Origin of the sequence: Actinacidiphila acididurans (genome assembly GCF_016918855.1) — a bacterium.
Lineage (GTDB): Bacteria > Actinomycetota > Actinomycetes > Streptomycetales > Streptomycetaceae > Actinacidiphila > Actinacidiphila acididurans.
This window is the reverse complement of sequence record NZ_JADKYB010000046.1, coordinates 1-26226: the sequence shown is the minus strand read 5'-3', so window position 1 is coordinate 26226 and position 26226 is coordinate 1. Positions and strand designations below refer to the sequence as shown.

Here is a 26226-nt window from a genome sequence, read left to right as displayed (position 1 = left end):
GGAGCCGCATCACCTCGGCAGTCGTACCCGGTCACCCCCGGACAAGCGAAGACCCCCCACGCACCCGCCAGACCCCACCCGCGGCCCCGCAACCCGCTCCCGCCGCCGCGGATCCGTCCCGCCCCGGCGCCTGGCCGGTCACGCGCAGCCCGGGCAGCGGCGGTACGGGCCCCGGAAACGGGGGTACGCAGGGCCCGCCGCCGGGAAGCGGTGGTACGCCCGCGGGCGCGCCCCGACCCGGCGCCTGGCCCACCCCGGTCGCGCCCGGCACCGGGGGAGCCCCGGCGAGCCCGCCCCCCGCTGCTCCGCAGGCCCCCCAGGCACCGCCCGCCGCGGCACCCGGCGGCCGGCAGGGCGGAGGCGGAGGCAGGCCCGCCGGTGACGCCTCGCGGGTCCGGCAGATGTGGCCGAACATCCTGGAAGCGGTCAAGAACAAGCGCCGCGTGACCTGGATGCTGCTGTTCAACAACGCCCAGGTCTCCGGCTTCGACGGCGAGACCCTGCAGATCGGGTTCGACAACCCCGGCGCGCGCAACGCCTTCGTCAGCAACGGCAGCGACGAGACCCTCCAGCAGGCGATCGGCGAGGCCCTCGGCGTGCAGTGGCGCATCGAGGCGATCGTGGACCCGTCCGGCGGTGGCGGCGCGCCGGGCGGACCTGGAGGCGGCGGTTCCGGGGGACGCCCGGGCGGCGGTTACGGGGGTGGGCCCGGCGGTCCGGGCGCGCCCGGTGCCGGCTTCGGCGGTCCCGGCGGTCCGGCTCCCGGCGGCTTCGGCGGTACGGGACCGGGCGCCGCTTCCGGTTACGCGGCCGGCGGCGCACCCCAGCCGCAGGCCGTGCCGCAGTCGCCCGCGGGCCCGGCGTCGTACGGACAGAGCGGGCAGAGCGGGCAGGGCGGACCGAGTGGACAGAGCGGGTACGGACAGGGCGGCGGCCCGGGCGGACCGCGCGGTTCCGGTGGTGGACCCGCAGGTCACAGCGGGGGGGAAGGGTCCGGGAGCATGCGTACGGCGGCCGCTTCCCCCGTACCGCAGCCGCCTCCGGTGGACGACGTCCCGCCGCCGCTGGAGGACGACATCCCCGAGGAGGACGACCCCGACCTGGTCGACTCCGCGCTCAGCGGCCATGACCTGTTCATAAGGGAGCTCGGGGCGACCGTCATCGAGGAGATCAAGCACGACTGAGCCGGGTATGACCGGCCGATCCCGGCGCCGTACTCGCGGCGGAGCGCAGGTCCGGCCGATCCTCCGTACGGCGTAGGGCGCTGCGCCGTACGAGCACGTAGGCTCGCCCTGTCAGGCGAAAATCAGCACGGCACAGGCAGGAGCGATTCCCGTGATCCCCGGTGGTCAGCCGAACATGCAGGCGCTGCTTCAGCAGGCCCAGAAGATGCAGCAGGACCTGGCCGCGGCTCAGCAGGAACTTGCCGAGACCGAGGTCGAGGGCACGGCAGGCGGCGGCCTGGTCAAGGCGACGGTGACCGGTGCCGGCGAGCTGCGCTCACTGGTGATCGACCCCAAGGCGGTCGACCCGGACGACACCGAGACGCTGGCCGACCTGGTCGTGGCCGCTGTCCACAACGCGAACGAGTCGGCGCAGGCCCTCCAGCAGGCCAAGCTCGGTCCGCTCGCCCAGGGGCTGGGCGGGATTCCGGGGCTTCCCTTCTAGAACGTCCGTGACGTCGGACCTCCGCGACACACGACGTCCGCGACGCACGGCGGCTGTGACATTCGTGACGCAGGACGTCCGCGACGGCCCGGGCACCCCGAAGGCCCCGGAAACGTTTCGGCGATGAGCGGTGCGTCCCGGCCATCCGTACTCCCTGAGAGGGAAGCCACCGAGCCGGGCACGACACCGTTCCCGTAGCGGTGATGCAATCGGACAACCAGGCAAGCCGAAAACCCGAAGACCCGAAGACGACCCCAAGGAAGAAGGAAGGCGCCCGGCGTGTACGAAGGCGTGGTTCAGGACCTGATCGACGAACTGGGCAGGCTGCCCGGCGTGGGTCCCAAGAGCGCGCAGCGGATCGCCTTCCACATCCTGCAGGCCGATCCGGCGGATGTGCGCAGGCTGGCGCATGCGCTGTCCGAGGTGAAGGCGAAGGTGCGTTTCTGCGCGGTGTGCGGCAACGTCGCGCAGGACGAGCAGTGCCGGGTGTGCCGCGATCCGCGTCGCGACCCCGCGGTGATCTGCGTGGTCGAGGAGCCCAAGGACGTGGTGGCGATCGAGCGCACCCGGGAGTTCCGGGGGAAGTACCACGTTCTCGGCGGCGCGATCAGCCCCATCGAGGGAGTGGGCCCGGACGACCTGCGGATCAGGGAACTGCTGGCCCGGCTCGCGGACGGCACCGTCACCGAGCTGATCCTGGCCACCGATCCCAATCTGGAGGGGGAGGCCACGGCCACGTATCTGGCCCGGATGGTGAAGCCCATGGGGCTCCGGGTGACGCGACTGGCCAGCGGTCTTCCCGTGGGTGGCGACTTGGAGTACGCGGACGAGGTCACGCTGGGGCGGGCCTTCGAAGGGAGGCGGTTGCTGGATGTCTGAGACGGTGACGAACACGCAGGGCGGGCGCCGGGACGACGCCGGTCCGGGACCGGTTCCGATGCCGGTCGAGCCGGACGAGTTCGCGGTGCAGATCGCGGACCAGATCGAGAGCTTCATCCTGTCGGTGCGCGAGGTCGCCAAGGGGGACGACCCGGACAGCGCGGTGCCGTACCTGCTGCTGGAGGTCTCGCAGCTGCTGCTGGCCGGGGGCCGGCTGGGCGCGCACGAGGACTTCGTGCCGGACGAGCGGTACGAGCCGGACGTCGGTCCGGAGCCGGACGAGGACGACCTGCGGCAGCGGCTCGCGTCGCTGCTGGAGCCCATCGACGTGTACTCGGAGGTCTTCGACCCGTACGTGCCCAGGTCCACGCCGGTCGCGTGCCGGATCTCGGACGACATGGCCGATGTCGTGGCCGATCTCACGCATGGTCTGGCGCACTTCCGGGCCGGGCGGACGTCCGAGGCGCTGTGGTGGTGGCAGTTCTCGTACCTGTCCAACTGGGGGCCGACCGCCAGCGCGTCGCTGCGCGCGCTCCAGTCGCTGGTCGCGCACGTACGGCTGGACAGTCCGCTGGACGAGCTCGACGGGCTGGACACCGGGGCCGACGGCGACGACGAGGAGCAGCTCGCCCGGGAGGCGGGGATGGTCATGGAGGCGGAGCTCGGCACGATGGGGTTGCGGCGGAGGCGGCGGGTGTAGGGGGCGTACGGGGACCGGGTGTGCTGGAGCGGGCGTACGTACGGGGCGCGCGTGGGCTCGTACGGGGAGCCGTACGCGAGGCTGTACGCCGGGCCGTACGCGCACGCGGACACGTACCGCATGATCACGTGGTGAACGCTCCGTCTCAGCATGCAATACACCCGGGGTGTATCGGTCCTGCTCGTTAGACTGGAGCGACCGCATCAACCCTGAGCGAGGAGCGCACGTGGGCCTTGTCGTGCAGAAGTACGGCGGCTCCTCCGTCGCTGATGCCGAGGGCATCAAGCGCGTCGCCCGGCGAATCGTCGACACCAAGAAGGCCGGCCACCAGGTGGTCGTCGTGGTGTCCGCGATGGGTGACACGACGGACGAGTTGATCGATCTCGCGGAGCAGGTGTCGCCGATCCCCGCCGGCCGCGAGTTCGACATGCTGCTGACCGCCGGAGAGCGCATCTCCATGGCGCTGCTGGCCATGGCGATCAAAACCCTGGGCCACGAGGCGCAGTCCTTCACGGGCAGCCAGGCCGGGGTGATCACCGACTCGGTGCACAACAAGGCGCGGATCATCGACGTGACCCCGGGCCGGATCCGTACCGCGCTGGACGAGGGCAACATCGCGATCGTGGCCGGCTTCCAGGGGGTGTCCCAGGACAAGAAGGACATCACCACGCTGGGGCGAGGCGGTTCGGACACCACGGCGGTGGCGCTGGCCGCGGCGCTGGACGCCGAGGTGTGCGAGATCTACACCGACGTCGACGGGGTGTTCACCGCCGACCCGCGGGTGGTGAAGAAGGCCCGCAAGATGGAGTGGATCTCCTTCGAGGACATGCTGGAGCTGGCCAGCTCGGGCTCCAAGGTGCTGCTGCACCGGTGCGTGGAGTACGCGCGCCGCTACAACATCCCCATTCACGTACGTTCCTCGTTCTCCGGGCTGCCGGGCACCTGGGTCAGCAACGAACCACCGCAAGGGGTAAAGCCGATGGAGCAGGCGATCATCTCCGGGGTCTCGCACGACACCTCCGAGGCGAAGATCACGGTCGTCGGGGTGCCGGACAAGCCGGGCGAGGCCGCGACAATCTTCCGGGCCATCGCCGACGCCGAGATCAACATCGACATGGTGGTGCAGAACGTGTCGGCGGCCGCCACCGGGCTCACCGACATCTCCTTCACGCTGCCCAAGGCCGAGGGGCACAAGGCGATGGAGGCGCTGACCCGGGCGCAGACGGTGATCGGCTTCGACGCGCTGCGGTACGACGACCAGATCGGCAAGATCTCACTGGTCGGGGCGGGTATGAAGACCAACCCCGGCGTCACCGCGACCTTCTTCGAGGCGCTGTCCAACGCGGGGGTGAACATCGAGCTCATCTCGACCTCCGAGATCCGCATCTCGGTGGTGACCCGGGTGGACGACGTGAAGCCGGCGGTGCAGGCGGTGCACTCCGCTTTCGGGCTCGACAGCGACTCGGACGAGGCGGTCGTGTACGGCGGGACGGGCCGCTGAGTCACCCGGTACCGGTACGCCGGGGCGGGTGCTGAGCCGGAGCCGACCCGAGTTCTCGATCCGGCCGTAGTTTTCGATCTGATGTGCGGGCCGCAAAGACTTCACCGAGAAGTCGTTGCGGCCCGCACGTATATGTGACAAAACTGCTGGTCTGGACCACTTGAACCGGCCTGCCTGCCCGTTGGACAATTTCCTCTCCCTCGGCTGCAACCGGCACGGGTGGGGGCGCGTCTTCGTGTCAGCGCACTGTCCTAGGGTTCCTCCTGGGACGGCGCCGTGAAGCGGCGCCGACCCGGGGGGAAGCGTCGGCGCAAGAGGGGCGTTGAGGAAGAGCTGGTACGCATGGGGATATTTGACGCTCCGTCGGGCGAGGTACCTTGCGCGTACAACCCTGACGGGGGGATGCGTGTCCAACAGATGTGGCGGAGGCATTGGGCACACTCGGGATCGAGACGGCATTCGGGCGGCGGGGCGGCGGCACGATCGCACCCCCGCGCCTGCCGCGGCCTGCGGCCGGAACCGCCGGCGGTATCCCGGTGATCGCGCCCTGGCCGGTGCGGGTGGCAGGCGGAACGGACCGCCCGGCCACGACCGGCGCTCCCGCCGCCTCCGACACCGGCGAGGGCGCTGACACCACGATGGCCGTCGGTACCACTGTCGACCACCTCACCGAGACCTACCGCGCGCACTACCGCTCCCTGCTGGGCCTTGCCGCGCTCCTGCTGGACGACACCGCCTCCTGCGAGGACGTGGTCCAGGAGGCGTTCATACGGGTGCACTCCGCGCGCAACCGCGTACGGGACCCCGACAAGACCCTCGCCTACCTCCGCCAGACCGTCGTCAACCTCTCCCGCTCGGCCCTGAGACGGCGCATCCTCGGGCTCAAGCTCCTTGCCAAGCCCATGCCCGACATGGCCAGCGCGGAGGAGGGCGCGTACGAGATCCTCGAGCGTGACCAGCTCAAGGCCGCCATGCGCACCCTCCAGCGCAGACAACGCGAAGTGCTCGTCCTGCGCTACTTCGCCGACATGACCGAGGCGCAGGTCGCCGAGACCCTGGGGATATCCCTGGGCTCGGTGAAGGCGTACGGTTCGCGTGGCCTCGCGGCGCTCCGCGTCGCCATGGAGGCGACGGTATGACGACGCCCAACGCCCCGAACGGCCCCGACGACGCTCCTCACCCTCACTCTCACCCTCACGGCATGGAACACAACAACTCTCCCAACTCCTCCCCCCAGTCCGACGGGGCCCCGCCCGGCCGACCGAGCGAACTGCCGCACCAGCCCGCCGCGCAGTCGCCGTCATCCGGGCCGGAACCCGCACCGGCCACCGCCGACCGGGCCGCCGAGCCCGCGGGCGAGCCGACGGCCGGGCCGGCCGCCGGGTCACCCCCGGACCCGACCGAGACGCGACGAACAGACGCCGCCGAGGCACCGGCTCCGGTGCCGGACCGGGATTCGAGCCCGGGCCCCGCCGTCGGGACGGGCGGTGCCGCACCGGGGAGTGCGGTACCGGACGGTTCGACCGCCCAGCGTGCGACCGCTGAGGGTTCGGCGTCGGGCAGTGCGGGTCCGACAGCGGAAAGCCCGGCGCCGGGCGAGCCGTCCACCGGGCCGGCGGACGAGCGACTTCCGGGCAAGGAACCCCTGGACGAGGAAACGCCCAGCGCGGAAAGGCTCGGCGAGGACACCCCTGGCGAGGACCTCCTCGACGAGGAGCTTCTGCGCGCGCTGATGCAGAACGCCGTCCAGGGGCTGGACGGGTCCCCGGATGCCCTCGCCCACATACAGCGGGCCATCCCGGCACGCCGCCAGCACCGGCGCCAGGCCCTGGCCGGCGCCGTAGCGGCCGTGCTCCTCGCGGGCATGGCCGTGCCCGCGCTGCTGCGCGCCGCCAACACCGCCGACAGCACGGACGCCGCGCCCCAGAACGTCGCGAGCTCGCACGCCGCCGCACCCGGTGAGGACGGGCACACCAGCGCCTGGCCCGGCGTCGGCGGACCCTCCGCCCATGTCACCACCGCGCCGACCGCCGGCCCGAGCACGCAGCCGCCCACCCTCGGCTCCGACGCGCCCTCCGCCGTGACCACCAGCCCGACCGACACCAGCTCGCCGGCGGTCCCCGACTGCTCCAGCGCCCAGCTCGGCCAGGGCGCCGGCCAGCTCGGCACGCCCGAGGCCGACGGCCGCACCTACGGCTGGTTCCGTCTCGCCAACGTCTCCACCTCCTCCTGTACAGTCACCGGTTCCGGTGTCGTCCAAGCGGTCGCCGCGGGCTCCGCCGATCCGTCCCGGATCCAGGTGCTGGCGCACAGCGCCGGCGACCCGGCCACGGGGCTGCCTCCTGCCACCGCGGCCGGCATTCCGCTGGTCCTGGCCCCCGGCCAGGACTACGAGGTCGATTTCGCCTGGGTGCCCGCGGCCGACGGACCGGGCGGCTGTCCCGTCACGCCCACCTCGCCGCCGGACACCTCGACGCCGACCCCCACCCCGACCGACACCAGCAGCCCGAGCACCGCCGACCCCGGTGCGGGCACCGGCACCGGCACCACCGGCAACGCGCCCGCGCCCCAGGACGTCACCGAAGCCCCGACCACCACGCCTTCGGGCAGTGTCGTCCTCAGCCACATCCCGGCCACCGGCGCCCCTGTCGTCACCGGACCGGTGATCCAGAACGTCTGTGCCGGCACCGTCTACACCGACGCGGCAGTGCCCGTGCCCGCGGGCGCGTCCGGGTCGTAGGAGCGCGGTTGTCGTAGCGGTGCGGTGCGGGGTGCGAACCGCACCGCAGGGCCCGGGTGCGGGCGGCTCAGCGGATGCCCGTACCGTTGGAGGCGTGTACCGGTTCCTCCTCGCCCCGCGTTGGCTGGCGGTCAGTGCGCTCGCGCTGCTGGCCGTACCGTTCTGCGTGTTCATGGGGAGCTGGCAGTTGAGCCGGTTCGACATGCGGGTCGCGCAGCACCGGACGGCCAAGCACGACAGCGTCAAGATCGCCGCTGAGGCGCCCGTGCCGCTGGCGAGCGTGCTGCCGAACGTCCGGGCCCAGGTGCCCGGCGCCGACTCCGGCCGGCAGATCAGCGCCACCGGCAGCTACGACGCCGGTCACCAACTCCTCGTCCCGGACCGCACCCTCGACGGCCGCAACGGCTTCTACGTCCTCACCCCCTTGCGGGTCGGCGGCGGCGCCGCGCTCCCCGTCGTCCGTGGCTGGCTGCCCGGCGACGCCTCGGCCGCCGAACGCTCCCGTTCCATTCCCGCCGCGCCGGCCGGACAGGTCACCGTCACCGGGGCCCTGCAGAACCCCGAGAGCACCGACACCAGCGGGGTCTCCGCCAGCGGTGCGCTGCCGTCCGGTCAGCTCGGCATCATCAGTGCCGCGTCCTTGGTCAATGTCCTCCCTTATCCCGTGTACGGCGGCTGGATCACCGCGGCCCACCCCTCGGCCCCGCTGAAGGCCGTGCCCCCCGCGGCACCGCCCAACAGCGGCCTGGACCTGAAGGCCTTCCAGAACCTCGGCTACACCGGGCAGTGGTTCGTCTTCGCCGCCTTCGTCGTCTTCATGTGGTTCCGGCTCATCCGGCGTGAGGCCGAGGCGCGGGCGGACGCGGCACTCGGCCTCCTGCCGGAGGAGGACGACGGGGTCCCGGAGGGACCCGGGCCCGGACCCGGCGGCGTGGACGCCGGGCCGGACGCCGAGCGGACCGAGGGCTCAGCCGCCCACGTGGCGTAGGGCGAAGGCCAGCTCCAGCCGGACCTGCTTGATCCGTTCCTCGACCACCAGCGAGCCGTGGCCCGCGTCGTACCGGTACACCTCGTGCGGCTTGTCCAGGGCGCGCAGCCGCTCGACGTAGTTGTCGATCTGGCGTATCGGGCAGCGCGGGTCGTTCGTGCCCGCGCTGATGTAGACGGGGGCGGTGACCCGGTCGACATAGGTGAGCGGGGACGACGCCTCGTACCGCTCCGGCACCTCCTGCGGGGAGCCGCCGAAGAAGGTGCGGTCCAGTGCCTTCAGGGGCTCCATCTCGTCCTCGTACGCCGTGACGTAGTCGGCGACGGGGACCGCGGCTATGCCCACCGTCCACGACTCGGGCTGGATGCCCAGGCCCAGCAGGGTCAGATAGCCGCCCCACGAGCCGCCGGTGAGGACCAGCCGGGACGGGTCGGCCAGGCCGGAGGAGACGGCCCATTCGCGCACCGCCGCGATGTCCTCGAGCTCGATCAGGCCGACCCGGTGCTTGAGGGCGTCGGTCCACTCCCGGCCGTATCCGGTGGAGCCGCGGTAGTTCACCCGGACCACCGCGAAACCGTGGTCGAGCCAGGCTGCCGGGCCCGCGGCGAAGGCGTCCGAGTCGTGCCAGGTGGGGCCGCCGTGGATCTCGAAGACGGTCGGCAGCGGGCCCGGTTCGGCGTTCGCGGGCCGCTGGACCAGGGCGTGAACGCGGCCGCCGGGACCGTCCACCCAGACGTCTTCCACCGGCACCGAGTCCGGGGCGCGCAGGCCGGGGGCCTCCAGCACGACCGCGCCGTCGGTGGACCGCACCGCCGGGGGCTGCGCGGCGGACGACCACAGATATTCCACCGTGCCGTCCGGGCGGGCCGTCGCACCGTTCACCGAGCCGGGCGGGGTCTCCAGCGGTGTCAGCGTGCCGGCCGCCAGGTCGTAGCGGAACATCTCGCTGCGGGCGTGGAAGTCGTGGACGACCAGCAGGGCGGAGCCGTCCGGATACCACTCGGCGTGGACGTCGCCGGGCAGGTCCACGGCCAGGGCGGTCTCCTCGCCCGTGGCCACGTCCCAGATCATGGGCAGCCAGCGGTCGGTGCGTTGGTGGCCGACGAGCAGTCGGGTGTCGCCGGGCACCGGCGCGAAGCCCAGGCCGTCCAGGCCCAGCGCGTGCTGGCCGCCCTCGGTGTCGTCCAGTTCGGCGACCGCCGAGCCGTCCTCGACCCGGACCACCCGCAGGGCGCTGTGCATGGCGTCGCCGTGCTCGGTGTGCTCGATGACGACCAGCGTGCCGTCCTCCGACAGTTCGCCCACGCCCGCGGATTCGGGGTGGCGGTAGATCTCGCGGGGCTCGGCGCCGGGACGTACGACATGGATGGTCGTGCCCTCCTCGTCCGTCGAGCGGCCGATGACCGCGAGCCCGCCGGGGCCCAGCGCGAGGCCGGCCGGATAGGAGGGGTCAAGGCCGGGCGCGGCCGGGACGTCCTCGCCGCCGTCGAACGGCTGCTTCATCCACACGCCGAACTCGTCCCCGTCGGTGTCCGAGAACCACCACACCCACGCGCCGTCCCGGCTCAGGGCGCCGTCCGTCGTCCCGTTGGGCCGGTCGGTGACCTGACGTCGTCCGCCCGACGTGCGGTCCCAGGCGTACAGCTCATACGTGCCCGTCACGTTCGACACGAACAGGCTGTGGTGCGGGGCGTCCTCGGCCCACTCGGGAAGTCCCACGCGCGGTGCGCGAAAGCGCAGCTCCCATTCCGGCATGGAGCCGGCCTCCGGCTTGGACCCGGCGGCGGATCGGGTGATCTCGTTCATGCCCCCATCATGCTCTGCCGTACGCACCCGCGTTCAGACCGCGTTCAGGGCCTGTGGAAAACTTCACGGATCGCTCGCCGGCCACAGCCTGTGGATAACTTTTTCGCGGGGTCGTCGGGGCATGCCATGCTCGGTCCATGAATTCAGTCGATTCGGCCGCGAAGGCCGCAAAAGCCAAAAAATATGATGAATCAGGGCATTGGCGATTGGTCAATGGGACTGTTCGGCCTCGCCGCGGATCACGACCACCGGGCACGAGGCGTGCGAGACCACCGTGTGGCTGACCGAGCCGAGCAGGGTGGAGCGGAAAGTGCCGTAGCCTCGCGCGCCCACGACAACGAGGTCGGCGCCGTCCCCCCGATCGAGTATCGCCTGGGCCGCGTTGCCCATGATCACGACCTGTGTGATGCCCGGCACCAGGTCGGGCGGGAGCGCGGCGTTCACCGCCTCGGCCAGGGCCTGGGCGGCCGGCTGCTCGAAGTCGAGGTCCTGCGGAGCACCGGGCAGGCCCGCCCAGCCGTAGGCCGCGGGCAGTTCCCAGGCGATGACGGCTTCGACGGCCGCGCCCGTCAGCGCTGCCTGCCGGACGGCCCAGCGCAAGGCCTTGATGGACGGTTCGGACCCGTCGACGCCCACGACGATCCGGCCGTACTCCATGGCCGACTCGCTGGTCGGAGCGGTGGCCGGCTCGCCGACCGCGTCCACCTCGTCTCCGCCGGCGGGCTCGGGCACCGGTTCGGCAATCGGCTCGACCATGGCCGTCTCCTTACGCGTCGCGTCACGGTTCGCGGAAGTACGTGGTCCGGCTGCCCGCGGGCCGGCACCGCAAACTCCCGGCAAATCGGACACGTCGTGCGGGGTGTCGGTCCTCGGGCCAGGAATCGCCGGCGCGGACGCGTACGGCGGCGGCGCTGCCGACGGCAGGCACGATTCGACAGGCGCAAGGAAAGGAGGAGTCCGTACGGCGCAGCCCATAGGCTGCCGTCACCACGTGTACCGCGACTGCCGCACAGACGGTACGTACGGCGTGCGGCCGATCAGTTGGAGGGGCCGGAATGGGCGTGCCGATACACAGGGCGGGCGAGGGCGACCGGGACAGGGTGGCCCGGCTGCTGGACGTGGGGTTCTTCCACGACCCGGTGAGCAGTTGGATCTTTCCGGACGAGGAGTACCGGCGGCGTACCCACAAGGTCCTCATGGGCGCGTTCGTCGACATGGCGCTGGCCGAGGGCTACGTGGACATGACCGACGACGGCTCCGCGGCAGCGCTGTGGATGCCGGTGCCGGCCGAGCCCGAGGAGGATCCGGACGGTCCGGCGGCGTTCCGCGGGGCGATCGACCCGGCCAACGAGCGGATCGAGCAGATCGCCCGGATCACCGGTGAATCCCACCCCACCGGTACCGCCCACGACTACCTCATGCTCATCGCCGTCAGCCCCGCGTTGACCGGCCAGGGCCTGGGCACCGTCCTGCTGACCAGCGCCTTGGACCGCCTCGACCGTGCCTCCCGACCCGCCTACCTGGAAGCGAGTTCAGTGCGCAGCCGCGGCCTCTACGAACGGCTCGGTTTCCGCCCCACCGGCGCCTCCGTCCACCTGCCCGGCGGCCCCGAGATGCACCCCCTGTGGCGGGCGCCCCGCTGACCTGCTCGCCGACAGCCCACTGGGCCAACGCCCGGCCGTCACAATTTGGACAAGCCCGCTTCCCCATCGCCCTGGTGTGGTGGAGTGCAGCTCTGCGGGAGACCGCAGGGGTGGTACACAGCAGGGGGTGAAGAGTGCCGTATCCGGCATTGGTGGATCTCGCGCAATTGGCACGCGAATTACGGGACCTGGCCGAGCGGGAGCAGTTGGCCGGTCGTAAGGGGGAGTTGGAGAGCCTCGCGGACGACCTGGCCGCGGGAAGCGACCTGGAGGTCTGGGCAGAGATCGACCTGGTGGGCTCGTTCGCCTGCCCGGAAAGCCTCACTACGCCGGTGGCAGGTACAGCCAAGGCCGCCGCCGGGCGCAACGGCTGGTCGTGGGCTTCGGTTTGGGCCCGGATCCGGCGCATCCGTGACGAGCCGTTGGAAGCCGCGCTCGGTGTGCTGGTCTTCCTGCCACTGCTGGTCACCTGGGCGGGGCTGCGGATGGCCAGCAGTGCCTACGGCGAGCTGGCCAAGTCCGACCCGAAGCAGGCATCGAGGCCCTTCCTGCAGCTGTGGCAGTCGGGTTTCGGTGGTCACCTGTCCCCTTACGAGCGTTTCGACAGCGTGGCGTTGACGGCGGTCGGACTGATCTGTGTCCTGCTACTGCTCGCCACCTGGCACGCCTGGGTCCGTACTCGAGCGGAAAGAGAATTGGTCGCGGAGGAGACCGAGCGGGACGTGCTGCTCGCCCGACTGACGTCGGTGATGACACGGGCGCAATTGGCCCTGGTCCCGCACCGGTACGGTTCGCCCAAGCAGTTCGGAGCCGAACTGACGGCGGCTGCACGTCAGTTGCGTTCGCTCAACAGCCAGGCTGTCAAGAGCCACGAGAAGCTAGTACTGGCTGCCGACGCCTCCCAGACGGCCGCGACCGGGTTGAGGGCCGCCACCGACCGCCTGACCCTGGAGGTGCCGCAGCTCGGCGCCGCGGTGGACCGGATCGAGACGGCGATCCGGGCTGGCGCGGACGGGCTGCGGGACGCCCACACGAAGGCCGTAGACGCGGTGCGCACCAGCCAGGAGAGCACCACCCGAACCGGGCAGGACAACGTGACCGCGGTCCGCGAGGTCGGCGACCGGATAGTGCAGGCAGGCGCCCTGATCGACACCGCGCTGAAGGAACTCGTCACAGCGCAGCGTGACCTCGCGGGTGTGTCCGGACAAGCGTTGGCGGCCACCGACCGTGCCTCGGAGGCGATGGTCCGCAGCGCCGACCGCACGGTGGACGCCGTGGACGGCATGCGCCGGGCGACCGAGCAATGGGACGCGGCTGCCGCGCACTGGCAGGACGCCGCCGCTCGCCTCGACGCGGGCATGCACCGCCTGACCGGTGCGCCGTCGCTCGCCGTCCCGCCTTCCGGCGGCAGCCCGGCTGACGCAGGCACCGCAGCTGGCTCCAGGACGTCGTCATGACTGCGCCGAGGCGGCCACGGCGCCGCCGTTACGGCCCCATAGTCCTGGCTGGCTGGTTGTTCGCGGACTTCCTGCTGGTGCTGGCCTTGGTCGCGATGGGCGACCAGCCCGATCCGCTCGCGGTGCAGCGCTCCACGCCCCGCCCGACGGCGACCCCCAAGCCGAAGCCCGGCGCCACCCACAAACCAGCGGGTCCGCGCGCGGTGGTCAGGACGCGGTTCGAGTTTCAGGTGCACGGCACTGACGACAATGCCCTGGTCCAGCAGATCCGCACGGCGACCGAGAAGAACCGCGACCGGGCGGCCGCGTTCGTCCTGACCTTCGGCGGCACCCGCGACGGAACGGCGTACGCGCGCAGGGTCAACGACCTGCTGCACCGCGCCCGGCCTTCGATGTTCAACCGCGACACCGCCACCGAGGACTTCCTCAAGCTCGACAACCCGGCGAACACGGCCCACCTGTGGGTGTACTTCTACACGGCGACCCGCTGAACCGCCATCCGGCCGGTGGGGGACAGGCGCCGCCGAAGATCAAGCCGAAGGCCGGACCGAAGATCGGCCCGCACGTCAGGACGAACGCACCCGCCAGGGACGGAGGCTGCCCATGACGACCACCACGCCACCGGCTGCCGCATCGCTGCTGCCGGTCACCCCCGGCCTGCCCGGATTCGCCGGTTTCACCGACCGGCTGACCGCGTTGCGGTTCCGCCATGCGGTGGATCCGCTGCTGCACATCCCGGTCCCGCCCCCGCCCCCGGGCCGGACCGCGGTTTCGGCCCCGCCTCCGGCTGGCTTCCGCGTACTGGACGGCCTCTGGCTGCCCGGCCGCGGCGACAACTGGGACCGCGTGGGCTCGGCCTACCTCAACGAGTGCCGCAGGCGATGGGAGGCCAGCGGCGATCCGCGCGCCGATGCCGTGCGCGCTCTGCTGGCCCGCCTGCGCCGCCGGATGCGTGACAACCCGATGCTGCTGCGGCACCTGGTGCTCTACCAACTCGGCTGCCTCCTCACCGACGCTTCCGGCGGCCCCACCGCCGAGGCGGCGCAGAACCTCGGTGTCCACCCCTCGGAAGCGGCGGCGCTCGCGTCCGCCGCTTCCGGTTTCCCGCCGCCCGGCCCGGCCCGAGATGCGGGTGAGGAGTTCCCCGAGGCTCTGCGGACCGGCCGACTGCACCGCGCCCGCAACCTCGCCGCCTTGCTCCCCGCACGCCCCGCCGACCCTGTGCTCACCGCTCTCCTCGACGACCTGCGCGACCGTGCCTCGGCGGCCGACTCACTCCGGGCCACCGCCCTGCGCCGACAAACGGCCGGTCAGCTCGCAACGGCAACGCAGGCATGGCTGGGAGCCGCCAGGATCGCGGTGGACGATCCCCGTGCGAGGGCCGGCCTGCTCGGCGTGGCCGCCCTGACCGCGGACCGGGCAGGCCACGCCGGCGAGCCGCCCACCGGCTCCGACCGGTCCGACACGGGGTCGGCCCTGCGACTGGAGGTCCAGCTCGAAGAAGGCTCCGTCGTTGTCCGCTGGCGCCCCCTCCCTGCCTCGGCCCGGCACCGCGGCACAGTGCGGTACACGGTCGTACGGTTCCCCGACGGCGCCCCTGAACAGGCGGTCGAGATCGCCACGGCCGACACTGTGGACCCCGTACGCGACACCGACGTGCCGACGGGTACGCCGCTGCGGTACGCGGTCCTGCCCCGGTTCGGCGAGCGGATTGCCGCCGCGCCGGCCGCGTCCCGTGCTGTGCTGTCCGCGCCGGAGGTCGGCAACCTGCGGTGGCGGGCCGTCCCCGACGGTGTGGCCCTGAACTGGCGGGAGCACCCGCACGCGATCCGCACCCAGGTGTGGCGCGACACCGAGCCGCCGGTTCCGGGCGGCTCGGGCGGCTGGACCGGTCGGCCGCTGCCCGCCGGAGAGTTCTGGTTCCGAGTCAGCGCCGGCTACCGGGCACCGGACGGCGAGGTGGTCTGGTCGGCGGGACGAACGATCCGGGCCCGCGCCGAACAGTGGCCGTCGCCGGTTCCCGAAGTCTCGGTCGCCGCCGTTCATGGCGACGGACGGGTCGACATTACGTGGTCGCCACCGGACCGGGGCACAGAACACCTGGTGCCCTGGCGGTCGTGGCCGGTGGAGTCCGGCGAGGACGTCACGCCCCTGCTACCTGCGCTCATCGGCGGCGCCGACGAAAGCAGAGACGTCCGGGACCGGTTGGTGACTTTGCGCCCGGCGGCGGGGACCGCGACCCGGATGACTGCCGTCAGCGTGATGGACGGCCGGGCGGTGGCCGGCCCGAGCGTGCTGATCGAGGCTCCCGCACCGGTCACCGACCTGCGGGTTGATCGTACAGGCGTGGCGGGTGCGAAGGTACGGTTCCGCTGGCCCGAGCCGGCAGTGCTGGCGCTGATCCGCTGGCAGCAGGGCGGGCGTACGGCGGAACTGCGGGTGGCGCGCAGCCGCATGGGGGCTGACGGCGTGGAGATCCCGCTGACCCGGCAGGCCGCAGTGGTGACGGTCGGCGCGCTGCCGCGGCCGGACGTGGTGGTGATTCCGGCAGATGTTGCGCGGCTGGAACTGCCCGCCGAGCCACTACCCGCGGCCGGCCCCGGCAGCACGCCACTCCCGGCTGGTACGGAGCAGGAACGCAGGCCGTGGTGGCGCCGCCTGTGGCCGCCGTGGTTCCGCGTCCAGCGTCCCTGAACACCGCCACAAGAGGGGGCAGTCCAGCCCGCGCCCGAGGGGCGTACCCGCCGAAGCGGACGCGGGCCGGCGAGGTACGCCAGGGCTCAGATGTGCACGACTCCCTCCGTGCCGCCGCCGAACTCGATGGTTATGCCTTGGCGCAGGGCGGCCGTCCGGCCGGGCGGCACCGGCTGGCTTGTACCGTCCGGGCGGCGGGTGCTCCAGGCCGTGCGGGACCGGTTGGTCAGGCCGAAGACCCCTCGCTTGTTCGGATGCTCGGTGACCACGCCCACCACGTCGTCGAAGTCGTGCCGTAGCGGGTCACTGACCAGGTGGTAGCCGTAGATACGGCCGTCGCGGATCAGCCGCACCTCACGCCGGCCGCGTACCGAGCCGACCCCGGTCAGCAGTTCCAGGCGTTGCGGGAGGGCCAGCGGCCGCGCGCACTTCCAGCACTCGGGAGCGGGCCCTCCGGGTTCCCCGAGGTTGATCTTGTCGCACGTCGAGCACCGCAGCACGCTGTCCAGGACACTGCTGAGTGCGATACGCCACTGGCTCTCGCGGACCCGTTCGGCCGGGTCGGTCAGGCCGCGGGTGAACGTCTGCACAAACAGTTTCCGCAGCACGGGCGGCATCGTCCGCCAGGTCGCCAGGACCGTGTCCTGCTCGCCGGGCACCGGCCGGTTGGTGGTGTCGTCCGGGTCGAAGACGAACACCGGCCGGGTGCCGTAGAGCTTGCGCTGCGCCGCCTCGTCCAAGCAGCGGATCTTCAGCGCGAGGGCGCCCTGGAAGGGGTGGTGGTTCATGAACAGCATGAACAGCAGAACTGCCAGCGAGTGCAGGTCCGTCTGGGTGCCGGGTGCCGCTCCGGGGTGGCCGCGGACCAGTTCCGGCGCCATGAAGTCCATGGTGCCGGCGATCGCCGCGGCCTCGCTCTCGAACACCGCGTTGTCGTTGTCGCAGACCAGGATCTCGCCGGTCGCCGGGTCGAAGAAGATGTTGCCCCAGTTGATGTCCCGGTACGCGATGCCGCGCGCGTGCAGGGCCTGGTACGCCTCCACCGTGTGCAGCGCGGCGATCAGCAGGGTGCGCTGGTTGACCGCGCTGACCGACGGGTCGCGGCGGAAGAGCGCGGGCAGGTCCTTGAAGCGGTCCGGCCGCAGCGCCATCACGTAGCCGAAGCCGCTGCTCAGCCTCTGGGGGTCAACGACCACCGACTGCGGCCACAGGAAGCGGTCGTCGGACCACCCCAGGCCGATCAGGCTGTCCAGGATGCGGCGTTGCAGGTCGGTGGCCTGCGCCGGGTAGTACCACTTGACCGCGCGTTCCCCGCCAGGGGTCTGGGCCAGGTACACCTCGCCCTGGCCGCCGGCCCCGAACATCCTGCCCACGGTGATCTTCTCGCCGCTCTCGGCCTGCAGGACGTGCCCCTCGGGGAGTATCCCGTTCACGTTGACGTTCCTTCCGTTCCTCGCGGTCCTGCCATGTGGCGCTGTTCCGCCGCCGGCTGCGGCTCTGTGGCGCCTTGCGGCCCCAACGCGTACCGGGCCGCCGGGAACGCCCCCACCAGTGTGGAGTCGTCCCCGGAGTAACTGGCTGCCTGCGTCAGCCAGTCCGGCAAGTGGTCCCGTATCCTGTCGAGTCCCGTGTCCCGGGCCCGGTCGCGCAGCCCGGCGGCGAAGCTCACGAAACCCGCGTGGTCGGCGAAGCTCTTGGAGAGCCCGTCCGTGGAGACGAGCACACCGGTGTGCCGATCGACGGGTAGCCGCTGCCAGTGGACCCGCATCTGCCGCCACGCCTCCGCCTGGCACAGCGAGTCGGCCTCGTCGCCCAGCTCCGGCCCGTCGTACAGCGGCAGGGAGGGCTCGCCGGTTTCGTCGACCAGGACGACATCTCCGTCGCCCAGCTGCCAGCACAGCAGCAACCGCCCCACGACGAGGACGCCGACGAGCGTGCTGCCGTACGGGATCGGGTCCGGCCCAGGAGGTGGGCCCGAGGTCCAGGCGCCTCCCGCAGGCGAGTTGGCCTCGTGCAGCGCCATCCGGGTCCACCAGTGGTGCACGATCTGCTGCGGCAGTCCCCGCGCCGCGGCGAGCACCGCCGGCCAGCGCGCCTCGTCCCCGCCCCGGCGCCGTACGTCCTCCGCCAGCGCCAGCGCGCACGCGGTGAACGCCTCCACCGCCCACCGCGACCCCAGGTCACTGCGGTGATGGGCGCGCGAGCCGTGTCCGTCGGCGACCGCCAGCAGCGCCCCGGCGCCGCCCAGCACCAGCCGGGCGGTCGAGCTGTCCTGGGAGTACTTCTTGTGGCTGCCCTTCACCGCCGCGTGCAGCAGGGCCCAGTGCGGGCTGTCGGGGGCGTCAGTCACCAGACGTCGTCGTCATCGTCGGCCGACGTGATCACCGGCGGCGGCGCCACGTTCTTGGTGAGCTGAACGTTGCCACCGCCCCCGGCGCCGCCGCCGGCCGGGGTGGAGGAGGCGCGGATCGCCATGGTGGAGGCCCAACGTATGGCCCGCACCAACTGCTGCGGGTTGGAGGCCAGCAGCGGCTCCCGCTCGGGGTCGGCGAGGAATTCCTTGAGCACGGCCTTGTCCGCGTCCTGGCCGATGCCGACGGCCACCCGGACCGCCCGTTTCCCCCACGGGGTGGCGTCCACCGCCCGCATACCGGCCCGCCAGTCGTCGGTGGGCTGGCCGTCGGAGACCAGGGCGAGGACCGGGCGCAGGGCCCGTTCGGGCATTGGCGGCATGTCCAGCACGGTCGCCGCGAGCTTCAGAGCGGCGCCGAGCGACGTCCAGCCGGCGGTCGTCGCGTCATCCTTCCAGGTGAAGTCGTGGACAGAGGTGGGCTTCTCGACGCGCCAAGACGCGCCGTCGTTGAAGGTAATGGCCCGGACGAGCAGATCAGCGGCCGGGTTCTCCTCAGCGGCCTTGCGCATCTCCGGGATGGCCTCCCGGATGGCGAAGTTCAGCTCCGCGATCTTTCCGTTGACGCTCATCGAAGAGGAGCAATCCAGAAGCCAGATGAAATGGACGGGTCGGCTGGCCATAGCGCCGCCGGGCATGTCGCTCACGCAGGTCCTCCCTCGGCCGGGCGCCTTGATGCCCGGCCTTGCGCGGTGGTACGTCGGTACGGGTTGTGTCGGTAGGTGTCACTCGGTCTGCCGGGTCGGCGCGCCACCTGCGATCCGTGCGTGGTACGCCGGTGCCAGCGCCGCACGTGGGGGGATCACGGCAGGACGCCGGGATGTACGTCGCCACCGGTGTCCGACGGGTGGGCGGCGGCGAAGTCCAGCCAGCGATGTTCCCCGTCGGAGCCGGGTCGCAGGCACGCGATCTGCGCGGCCACTCGAGTGATGTACACGGACCGCTCGGCGTCGGGCAGGCGCCGCAAGGCCGTGCCGAAGATTCCCTCGGACAGGTCCCGGGCGTCCTTCCTCCAGGCCGATGCGCCGAAGAGCTGTTCTCCTTGCCATGCCATGAAGAGCCGGGCGGAGTCCTCGACGTGCGCGACGAGCGTGTCGGCCAGCCTCAGCGCCTGGTTCGGGGCGAGTTGCGCGGTCAGGTACGCACTGAGTAGTTCCTCGTCCAGCGGTCCGGACAGCACCCGCAGCACATAGTCGTCGTACAGATCGGCCGGCGGCGACTCGGCCAGCCGTACAGCGAGTTTGCCGATGATCCAAGGGCGCAGCCCGGACGGCCCGGAGACGGTGACCGACGAGCCCTTGAACTCTTCGAGAGCCTTCCGCGGTGCCTTCTCCGCTCGGTCCAACTGCCGCCCGAGCCGCAGCATCTCCGCTATGTCCCGCAGCCGAGGTGACAGATCCGCAGACATATTGAGCAGGGCGTCGGCGAGTTCGGCCAGCGCGTCGGTCGGCGGTCCCGGGGCGGCGATCAGGGTGGCCAGCTCCCGGTCGATGCCGGCGCCGGTGAACAGTCTGCCGGGAAGGGTGCCCAGCAGGTCCACCGCGTCCCGCGCGCTCGGCCTGCCGGTGTCCCAGGCCAGCCACCAGACGAGCCTCGCCATCCAGGGCTCGCATTCCCGCTCCGCAGGCAGCAGTTCGGCCAGCAGGCGGAAGGCGGGCAATCCGGTCGTTCCCTTCGCCCGCAGCCGCTGTCCTTTGACGATCAGTTGCAGCCGCAATGGCGCCTCGTCGTGGACGGTGGCCAGCCACTCGCCGAGCGGTGAGGCGGCAAGCCTCAGGAGAGTGACGGGCTCATCGCCCGGGTTGCTTTTGGCGATCTGATCCAGCACGAGTCGGACGAAGGGGCGTGCCATCCGGCCGAGCGGGGTGGCCAGTTCCTGTCCATCCGGGCGCTGATGCAGCATGTCGCGGGCGATCCGGGCAGCCGCTCTGGTCTCGAGGGCGTCCTGCCGGGACCTGCCCTGCTCGCCCAGCGTCCCGGGCCGGTCCCGCGGCGGGGACACAGCGTGCAGAGCCTGCAGTACGTTCATCCACTCCTCAGGCGCACGGGAGTTCAGGCGCTCCAACTCGCCCAGCAGCCGTGTCACCACCTCGGCGCGCAACTGGTCCGTGTTCCCAACCTCGCCGCACGCGGACGGTGCCAGGCCGGCCAGTAGTTCTGCCGGGCCGGGATACGTGGGCACGGGCGCGCCCAGGCAGGCGAATAGCGCGTGCAGCCCGGCCGGAGTCAGGGGCCCCGACGCCGCCGGGGCCGCTGCGGCCCGGTCGTACCATCCGGCCCTGGGATCCGGCACCCCCTCACTCGGCATGCCGCTCCCGCCGGCAAATGCGCTCGCCGTGGGAGTCCCCCGCTCCGGCGCGACAGTGGCCTCTGCCTCCCGTACCTGCGCAAGTGGGGGGACCGCGGCGCCCCCGGGAACGTCCCAGCCGTCCGCCGAGACGTCGGTGCGCGGGTCCTGTACCGCCCCCGGCGGTTCGGCCGTGGCCTGTTGCCACCTTGCGTACCCGGGCCCCACCGGATGGGCAGGCAGGAGTACGTCCTGCAGCGGCTCCACCGCGAAGGGCGCGGACGAGCCCGCCCGGGCGTAGGCCGTGCGCGGCACCTTGCCCGACCGCCACATCTGCGCGGCAATCCCCGCCCAGTCGTCCCGGCCAGGCAGCGCCTCGCTGCCCGGGCCGCCCAGCCCGTCGTACACCCGGTACAGGTGGCGCAGCGTCGTCTCGTTGGCGCGGTCGAAGCGGGCGCCGGGGCCGATGCCGACGATCTGGTGCGGCGCGGCGGACGGGTCCTGCGCCGACAGCACGAACGTGAGAGCGCGGGCGCAGTCCGGGGTCAGGGTGGCGCAGGCCAGGGCGATCCACCGGGCGACGGTCATCGGGTCCGGCTCGGCTATCACGATCTGCCGGCCGGCCGGATCCGCGAAGAGGCGGTGGACGTCCGCGAGGAAGGGTTCGACTCGGTCGGTGTGTTCCGTCGCGAATTCCGCAAGACTGTCGTCGTCACACCAGTCCGGCACGGCTGGCGCGTCGCTGCTGCTGTCGGCCGTACCGTCCCACAGCGGCGACCCCCAGGTCTCGATCGGGGTCGCATTCGCCAGGTCACCGCCGCCGCCGGGCAGCCAGTACGCGGCGACGTCCCGTACGGCGGCGGTCGTCGTGCCACCGGCTGCGGGCGGCACGCTCGTCTCGCACAGCACGGATCCCCCGCCGGGCACCCGGGTATGGCTGAGTGCCGCCGGACCGTCGGCCGGCCCGGACCACAGCGTGGCGATGCCCGCGATCACCGGTGCGATCCGGGACAGCTCCTCCTCGCTGAACGGGTGCGCGCCCCGCGGCCGTAACTCCTCCGCCGGCGCACCCGGCGGCACCCGGTAGCTGAGCCGGTGCAATGCCATGGTCACGTCCCCCATTCTCGCCCTCCCCCGGAAACCCACTCGGTCGTCAACCGCCCATCGCGTGGACGATGCCCTCGATCAGGGCGAGCGCCGCGGTCCCGGTGCCGACTCCGGCGGCGATGAGTTCCAGCCGCTGCCGGATCCGGCCGATGTCCGGGCCCGCACCGGCAGCCGTCCCAGCCGGCGTTCCGACGCTTGTCCCCTCCGGTGCCGTGGTTGGCACCAACTCGGCGCGGACCGCCTCGGCATGCGGCCGCAGCGCAGGATGTTCGCGGCCGACCACCTCCACCAGGCGTTCGGCCAGCGCCAGGACGGCCCGCGTGCGCTCCGCGTCCCAGCCGGCCGCGGACCCGTTGCCAGGCCCGGCCAGCTGGTGCACGTTCATGGTGTTGTGGTCACCGGCCTGGGCTTGGCCGATCGGCCCGTTGAAGTTGAAGGTGCTCATGCCCGTCCGCTCGTCCTTCCTGATGCCCTGACGTCCTCATGCTCTGACTTCGCCGGCGCCTTCGGCTTCCCCGATGGCCCAGCCCTGCCCCCCCCGTACGCGACCGCGTGGCTGTGGCGCCCGCCGCTCAGGGCAGGCCGGCGGGCGAGGCCGGGACGCCCGGCGCGTTGCCGGGAACGCCCGCACCGATGCCACCGCCGGGCGGCGGCATCGGCTGCCCGACGTTCATCTGGTTGTGCGCTCCGGCCTGGAGCTGCCCGATGACGCCGTTGAAGTTGAAGGTCTGGAGGCTGACGATCTGCTGCTGCTGGTGGTTGAGATCCGCCGTGTCGACGTTGCGGCTCTCCAGGAAGGCCGCGGTGCAGCTCAGCACGGACTGGACCATCAGCTTGAAGTAGTTCTGGGCGTCGCGGCGCTCGCCGTAGCCCATCTCCCGCCAGTGCGCGGCGCGCTCCCGCAGGCTGTTGGTGGAACCGTAGTCGTAACCGGTGTGGCCTCTGCGGATCTCCTTGCGCACCCGCTCCAGGTCCCGCGCCCGGGACGCGGCCGCCGCCCGGCGGCTCAGGGCCCGGCGTGCCGCGCCGAGCACCCCCGGCACCGCGAACGTGACCGCCGCGCGCACCGCGTTCAGGCGCAGCCGGCTCTCCGAGGCGCTGTACTCCGCGGGCAGCCGGAACCGCGGCCCGAGCGGCGGTAGCACGTACGCGGCCACTTCCCAGCTCAGCTTCGGCGGGTTGAGCAGGGCCCGCAGGTGCATCGACACCATCACCTGGCCGCCGGCGCCCGCGGTCCACAGGCACAGGTACGTCTCCATACCGCCGCCGGGTGTCACCGCGCCCGACTTGACGTACGACGACGGGATCGTCGGCAGCGGCCGGCGGGTGGGGTCGGGCAGCGCGTCGGTGCCGAGGGCCGCGACGTTGGGACCCCGGACGTAGAGCCTGTTGCGGGCCCGGAGGCTGCTCAGACCCGTAGCCTTGGGCATCTCCTTGGCCAGGTGGTGGTGCAGATCGGCCGCGGTGAATGGCAGCGGGGTGAGGGTGCCACCCCCCAGCGCCTGCGCCGGCCTGCCGACGTCGAAGGGGCTCCATACGGCCTCGGTGATCCGCCAGCCGCTGCCGACGAACGGATTCTCCGACTCCGCTTCCAGCCCGTACACCACCATGTTCGCTGAACGCAGCGCCTTCAGGCCGGTCTCCAGCGCCGGTTCAGCGGCGGGCACCTGCTCCTGCGCCCGTACCCGAGGGTTCTTCAGGTCGACGACGGCCCGGCGTAGCGCCCACTCCGACTCATAGACCACGAAACCGGCGACCGGGAAGACCGCGGCCGCGACCAGCAGCAGGGCCGTACCGAACCCGGTGTGGTGGTTCACCACGGCGGTCACGCCCAGAACGAGCGCTGCGGCCAGTGTTCCTTCGAGCGCCAGCAATCGCCGGTCGCGCCGGCCCCTGCGGTTCTGCGCCGCCAGCGCGTGCCGGACCAGCGCCACCAGGTTCACGCCGAACGGCAGCCCGACCGAGCGGATGCCGTCGGCGGCGTACTCCTCCAGCACTTCCCGGGCGAAAGCGGCGTCCAGATGGGCTGTCGCACACATTTGACGGGTGATCAGGTCGTCGGCGTACTGCGGTAAGGCAGGCATCGGTGTCTGTACCACGTGCTTTTCCCTCCCCCGGTGCGCCTGGCCGCCACCGGCCCGCGCTCCCGCGCGGCCGCTCCTGACGCCTGGAGGAGCACTGTAGAAGAGCCGATCAGGATGCGGGAGGTTTTCCGAGGTTCTTCGGTCCGGCTGATATGTCCCGTCGGCACGTGCCACCTGATCCGTACGTAAGCTGCACACACCCGCGAGCGGATGATATGAACACATCCGCACACTTGGGGGACTTGTACCGCGCCGGGGGCCTTGACCGGTCCGGCGCGCGGAGGGGGGAGCCGGCATGGCCGGGACTTTCATGCCGTCATGCGGTGACGGTGACGGTGCTGGCCGGGACGAGGGGCGGGGCGGCGGAAAGGACGGCACGCCGCGTTCGTGGCCGGGCCGGCGGTCGCGGCCGGGCCCGCGTTCCTGGTTGCGGTCCGGGCGGTGGGTGCCGCCCACCCGCACCCCGGGCGAGGGCACCCGTACCGCCCGCGCGCCCCGCTCTCTCCGCGTATCCCGGTCACCCCGGGCAGCCCGCACCCTCCTGGCCGCCGCCCTCGCCGCCGCGTTGGCCGCTCTGGCCGCACCGGCAGCCCACGCCGGGCCGGCCACCCGTAATACGACGTCCACCCGTACCGCCGCGCTCGCCATCCCCGCCACCACGTCCACCCAAGGCGCCGACTCTCTCCGTACCAACTGGGACCAGGCCGAACCCGGGCTCTCCCCGGCGCTCGTGCAGTCCTCCGCGTTCGGCCGGCTCTTCGCCACGCAGCTCGACGGGCAGGTCTACGCCCAGCCGCTCGTCGTGGGCGACGAGGTGATCGCGGTGACCGAGAACAACACGGCGTACGGGCTGGACCGCACGACCGGCGCCGTGCGCTGGTCGCACCACTACGGTCCCGCCTGGCCGGCCTCGGCGATCGGGTGCGGCGACCTGACCCCCACCGTGGGGGCGACCGCGACGCCTGTCTACGACCAGGCCGCCGGAGTCGTCTACTTCACCAGCAAGGTCGACGACGGCACGGCCACCCACCGCCATCCGCTGTGGCTGATGCACGCCGTCGATCCGGCGAGCGGCGCCGAGCAGGCCGGCTGGCCGGTGACCATCGCCGGCAGCCCGGCCAATGACCCGGCGGCGCCCTTCGACGCGTACTACGAGCAGCAGCGGCCCGGCCTGCTGCTGATGGACGGGGTGGTGTACGCGGGCTTCGGCGGGCACTGCGACGTGTCGCCGTACCGGGGTTACGTGGTGGGCGTCGGTACCGCCGAGCACCAGGTCGTGTCGATGTGGGCCACTGAGACGGGTCCGTCGGTGAGCGGCGCCGGCGTGTGGCAGTCCGGCGGCGGCCTGGTCTCCGACGGCCCAGGCCGGATCTTCTTCAGTACCGGAAACGGCATCAGCCCGGCCCCCGGCCCCGGCGGCACCGTGCAGGGCACCCTCGCCGAGTCCGTGATCCGCCTTCAGGTCAACGCCGACCGCAGCCTGACCGCCGCCGACTTCTTCAGCCCCGCCAACGCACCCACCCTCGACCTGACCGACCAGGACATCTCCGCCGGTGCCCCGATGGGCCTGCCCGACGGTTTCGGCACCCCCGACCACCCCCACCTGCTCGTCCAGCAGGGCAAGGACGGCCGGATCTTCCTGCTCGACCGCGACAATCTCGGCGGCCGCGCCCAGGGCCCCGCGGGCGGTGACGCGGCGGTCGGCGTCACCGGGCCGTACCAAGGGCTGTGGGGCCACCCCGCCTTCTGGGGCGGCGACGGGGGTTACGTGTATGTGGTCGGCAACAACGGCCCGCTGCGCGCGCTGGCGTACGGCGTGAGCAGCCGCGGCACCCCCGCGCTCACCCTCACCGGCCGCAGCCAGGACACCTTCGGCTACACCAGCGGCTCGCCCCTGGTCACCTCCGACGGCACCGACGACACCAGCGCCCTGGTCTGGGTGGTCTCCGCGACCGGCGCCTCCGGGGCCGGCGGCACCCTGCGCGCCTACAGCCCTACCCCCGACGGCGACGGCCTGCTGCCCCTGCTGTGGTCGGCGCCGATCGGCACCGCGACCAAGTTCAGCACCCCCACCGCCGACGCCGGAAAGGTGTACGTCGGCACGCGCGACGGCATCCTCTACGGTTTCGGCAGCCCCGCCCGTCACCCGTCACATCGCCCGTCGCGGCCAGCGCCTTGTACGTGTTCCAGCCCGCGCCGACCCGCGCCCGCGTCGAGAACACCCCCGACGCGCTGCCCGTACCCCGGTAGACCCACAGCACC

Annotated in this window: 21 protein-coding genes; 13 read left to right on the top strand and 8 right to left on the bottom strand. The window is 72.1% G+C overall.

The window, feature by feature from the left end:
- The first annotated feature begins 401 nt into the window (after positions 1-401).
- The 8 genes from ITX44_RS40215 to ITX44_RS40180 all read left to right on the top strand — a co-directional run bounded on the left by ITX44_RS40215 (position 402) and on the right by ITX44_RS40180 (position 8476).
- The gene (locus ITX44_RS40215; RefSeq protein ID WP_205365108.1) at positions 402-1184 is read left to right on the top strand and encodes a hypothetical protein; all 783 of its coding nucleotides are present in this window, start codon (positions 402-404) and stop codon (positions 1182-1184) included.
- A 151-nt stretch (positions 1185-1335) separates the two neighbouring features.
- Positions 1336-1668 (top strand): YbaB/EbfC family nucleoid-associated protein, encoded by a 333-nt coding sequence (locus tag ITX44_RS40210; RefSeq protein ID WP_205365106.1) that lies wholly within the window; start codon positions 1336-1338, stop codon positions 1666-1668.
- Between the two features lie 279 nt (positions 1669-1947).
- Positions 1948-2547: a recombination mediator RecR gene (gene recR, locus ITX44_RS40205; RefSeq protein WP_205365104.1), complete on the top strand. Its 600-nt coding sequence runs from the start codon at positions 1948-1950 to the stop codon at positions 2545-2547.
- A gap of 58 nt (positions 2548-2605) precedes the next feature.
- Complete coding sequence (locus tag ITX44_RS40200; RefSeq protein ID WP_205365119.1) at positions 2606-3247, top strand: DUF5063 domain-containing protein; 642 nt, start codon at positions 2606-2608, stop codon at positions 3245-3247.
- A gap of 226 nt (positions 3248-3473) precedes the next feature.
- Positions 3474-4748 carry an aspartate kinase gene (locus tag ITX44_RS40195; protein ID WP_205365102.1) on the top strand — a complete coding sequence of 425 codons (1275 nt, stop codon included), beginning with the start codon at positions 3474-3476 and terminating at the stop codon, positions 4746-4748.
- A 482-nt stretch (positions 4749-5230) separates the two neighbouring features.
- Positions 5231-5887 (top strand): SigE family RNA polymerase sigma factor, encoded by a 657-nt coding sequence (locus ITX44_RS40190; RefSeq protein WP_372441109.1) that lies wholly within the window; start codon positions 5231-5233, stop codon positions 5885-5887.
- Positions 5888-5949: 62 nt separating this feature from the next.
- On the top strand, positions 5950-7488 hold the full coding sequence (locus tag ITX44_RS40185) for a hypothetical protein (protein WP_205365100.1): 1539 nt from the start codon (positions 5950-5952) through the stop codon (positions 7486-7488).
- 94 nt (positions 7489-7582) lie between these two features.
- Positions 7583-8476, top strand: coding sequence for an SURF1 family protein (locus ITX44_RS40180; RefSeq protein WP_205365098.1), 894 nt, complete (start codon positions 7583-7585; stop codon positions 8474-8476).
- On the opposite strand, the gene ITX44_RS40175 is transcribed toward ITX44_RS40180, so the two are convergent.
- Together ITX44_RS40175 and ITX44_RS40170 are read right to left on the bottom strand one after the other, a co-directional pair.
- Positions 8456-10282, bottom strand: a complete 1827-nt coding sequence (locus ITX44_RS40175; RefSeq protein ID WP_236062509.1) for a S9 family peptidase — start codon at positions 10280-10282, stop codon at positions 8456-8458. The two genes, ITX44_RS40180 and ITX44_RS40175, sit on opposite strands and share 21 nt — an antisense overlap.
- Before the next feature lie 210 nt (positions 10283-10492).
- Positions 10493-10939 carry a universal stress protein gene (locus ITX44_RS40170; protein WP_205365113.1) on the bottom strand — a complete coding sequence of 149 codons (447 nt, stop codon included), beginning with the start codon at positions 10937-10939 and terminating at the stop codon, positions 10493-10495.
- A 398-nt stretch (positions 10940-11337) separates the two neighbouring features.
- On the opposite strand from ITX44_RS40170, the gene ITX44_RS40165 reads away from it, so the two are divergent.
- The 4 genes from ITX44_RS40165 to ITX44_RS40150 all read left to right on the top strand — a co-directional run bounded on the left by ITX44_RS40165 (position 11338) and on the right by ITX44_RS40150 (position 16076).
- Entirely contained in the window at positions 11338-11925 is a 588-nt protein-coding gene (locus ITX44_RS40165; RefSeq protein ID WP_205365096.1) for a GNAT family N-acetyltransferase, read from the top strand.
- A gap of 152 nt (positions 11926-12077) precedes the next feature.
- On the top strand, positions 12078-13382 hold the full coding sequence (locus tag ITX44_RS40160) for a hypothetical protein (RefSeq protein WP_205365087.1): 1305 nt from the start codon (positions 12078-12080) through the stop codon (positions 13380-13382).
- Positions 13379-13873, top strand: coding sequence for a hypothetical protein (locus tag ITX44_RS40155; protein ID WP_205365086.1), 495 nt, complete (start codon positions 13379-13381; stop codon positions 13871-13873). Before ITX44_RS40160 ends, ITX44_RS40155 begins: the two co-directional genes overlap by 4 nt.
- A gap of 112 nt (positions 13874-13985) precedes the next feature.
- Complete coding sequence (locus ITX44_RS40150) at positions 13986-16076, top strand: hypothetical protein (RefSeq protein WP_205365084.1); 2091 nt, start codon at positions 13986-13988, stop codon at positions 16074-16076.
- Between the two features lie 86 nt (positions 16077-16162).
- On the opposite strand, the gene ITX44_RS40145 is transcribed toward ITX44_RS40150, so the two are convergent.
- The 6 genes from ITX44_RS40145 to ITX44_RS40120 form a co-directional block, all read right to left on the bottom strand.
- The gene (locus ITX44_RS40145) at positions 16163-17509 is read right to left on the bottom strand and encodes a serine/threonine protein kinase (RefSeq protein ID WP_205365082.1); all 1347 of its coding nucleotides are present in this window, start codon (positions 17507-17509) and stop codon (positions 16163-16165) included.
- Positions 17506-18426, bottom strand: coding sequence for a protein phosphatase 2C domain-containing protein (locus ITX44_RS40140; protein WP_205365080.1), 921 nt, complete (start codon positions 18424-18426; stop codon positions 17506-17508). Before ITX44_RS40140 ends, ITX44_RS40145 begins: the two co-directional genes overlap by 4 nt.
- Entirely contained in the window at positions 18423-19058 is a 636-nt protein-coding gene (locus ITX44_RS40135) for a vWA domain-containing protein (RefSeq protein WP_372441108.1), read from the bottom strand. The genes ITX44_RS40140 and ITX44_RS40135 overlap by 4 nt, the downstream gene beginning before the upstream one ends.
- 230 nt (positions 19059-19288) lie before the next feature.
- Positions 19289-21880 carry a GTPase-associated protein 1-related protein gene (locus ITX44_RS40130; protein ID WP_236062511.1) on the bottom strand — a complete coding sequence of 864 codons (2592 nt, stop codon included), beginning with the start codon at positions 21878-21880 and terminating at the stop codon, positions 19289-19291.
- 46 nt (positions 21881-21926) lie between these two features.
- Positions 21927-22325: a hypothetical protein gene (locus tag ITX44_RS40125; protein ID WP_205365076.1), complete on the bottom strand. Its 399-nt coding sequence runs from the start codon at positions 22323-22325 to the stop codon at positions 21927-21929.
- Positions 22326-22452: 127 nt separating this feature from the next.
- On the bottom strand, positions 22453-23964 hold the full coding sequence (locus ITX44_RS40120; RefSeq protein ID WP_205365074.1) for an AbeC-like domain-containing protein: 1512 nt from the start codon (positions 23962-23964) through the stop codon (positions 22453-22455).
- 445 nt (positions 23965-24409) lie between these two features.
- Here ITX44_RS40120 and ITX44_RS40115 point away from each other — a divergent pair.
- Positions 24410-26226, top strand: a 1817-nt coding sequence (locus tag ITX44_RS40115) for an outer membrane protein assembly factor BamB family protein (protein WP_307795718.1), incomplete at its 3' end; no start/stop codon positions are given.

Excerpts from the sequence above, each read along its gene's own strand:
- ITX44_RS40175 (WP_236062509.1), bottom strand. The coding sequence starts at position 10,282 with ATGAACGAGATCACCCGATCCGCCGCCGGGTCCAAGCCGGAGGCCGGC.
- ITX44_RS40185 (WP_205365100.1), top strand. The coding sequence starts at position 5,950 with ATGGAACACAACAACTCTCCCAACTCCTCCCCCCAGTCCGACGGGGCC.
- ITX44_RS40215 (WP_205365108.1), top strand. The coding sequence starts at position 402 with ATGTGGCCGAACATCCTGGAAGCGGTCAAGAACAAGCGCCGCGTGACC.
- ITX44_RS40170 (WP_205365113.1), bottom strand. The coding sequence starts at position 10,939 with ATGGAGTACGGCCGGATCGTCGTGGGCGTCGACGGGTCCGAACCGTCC.
- ITX44_RS40150 (WP_205365084.1), top strand. The coding sequence starts at position 13,986 with ATGACGACCACCACGCCACCGGCTGCCGCATCGCTGCTGCCGGTCACC.
- ITX44_RS40135 (WP_372441108.1), bottom strand. The coding sequence starts at position 19,058 with ATGAGCGTCAACGGAAAGATCGCGGAGCTGAACTTCGCCATCCGGGAG.
- ITX44_RS40120 (WP_205365074.1), bottom strand. The coding sequence starts at position 23,964 with ATGCCTGCCTTACCGCAGTACGCCGACGACCTGATCACCCGTCAAATG.
- ITX44_RS40125 (WP_205365076.1), bottom strand. The coding sequence starts at position 22,325 with ATGAGCACCTTCAACTTCAACGGGCCGATCGGCCAAGCCCAGGCCGGT.
- ITX44_RS40200 (WP_205365119.1), top strand. The coding sequence starts at position 2,606 with ATGCCGGTCGAGCCGGACGAGTTCGCGGTGCAGATCGCGGACCAGATC.
- ITX44_RS40155 (WP_205365086.1), top strand. The coding sequence starts at position 13,379 with ATGACTGCGCCGAGGCGGCCACGGCGCCGCCGTTACGGCCCCATAGTC.
- ITX44_RS40130 (WP_236062511.1), bottom strand. The coding sequence starts at position 21,880 with ATGGCATTGCACCGGCTCAGCTACCGGGTGCCGCCGGGTGCGCCGGCG.
- ITX44_RS40165 (WP_205365096.1), top strand. The coding sequence starts at position 11,338 with ATGGGCGTGCCGATACACAGGGCGGGCGAGGGCGACCGGGACAGGGTG.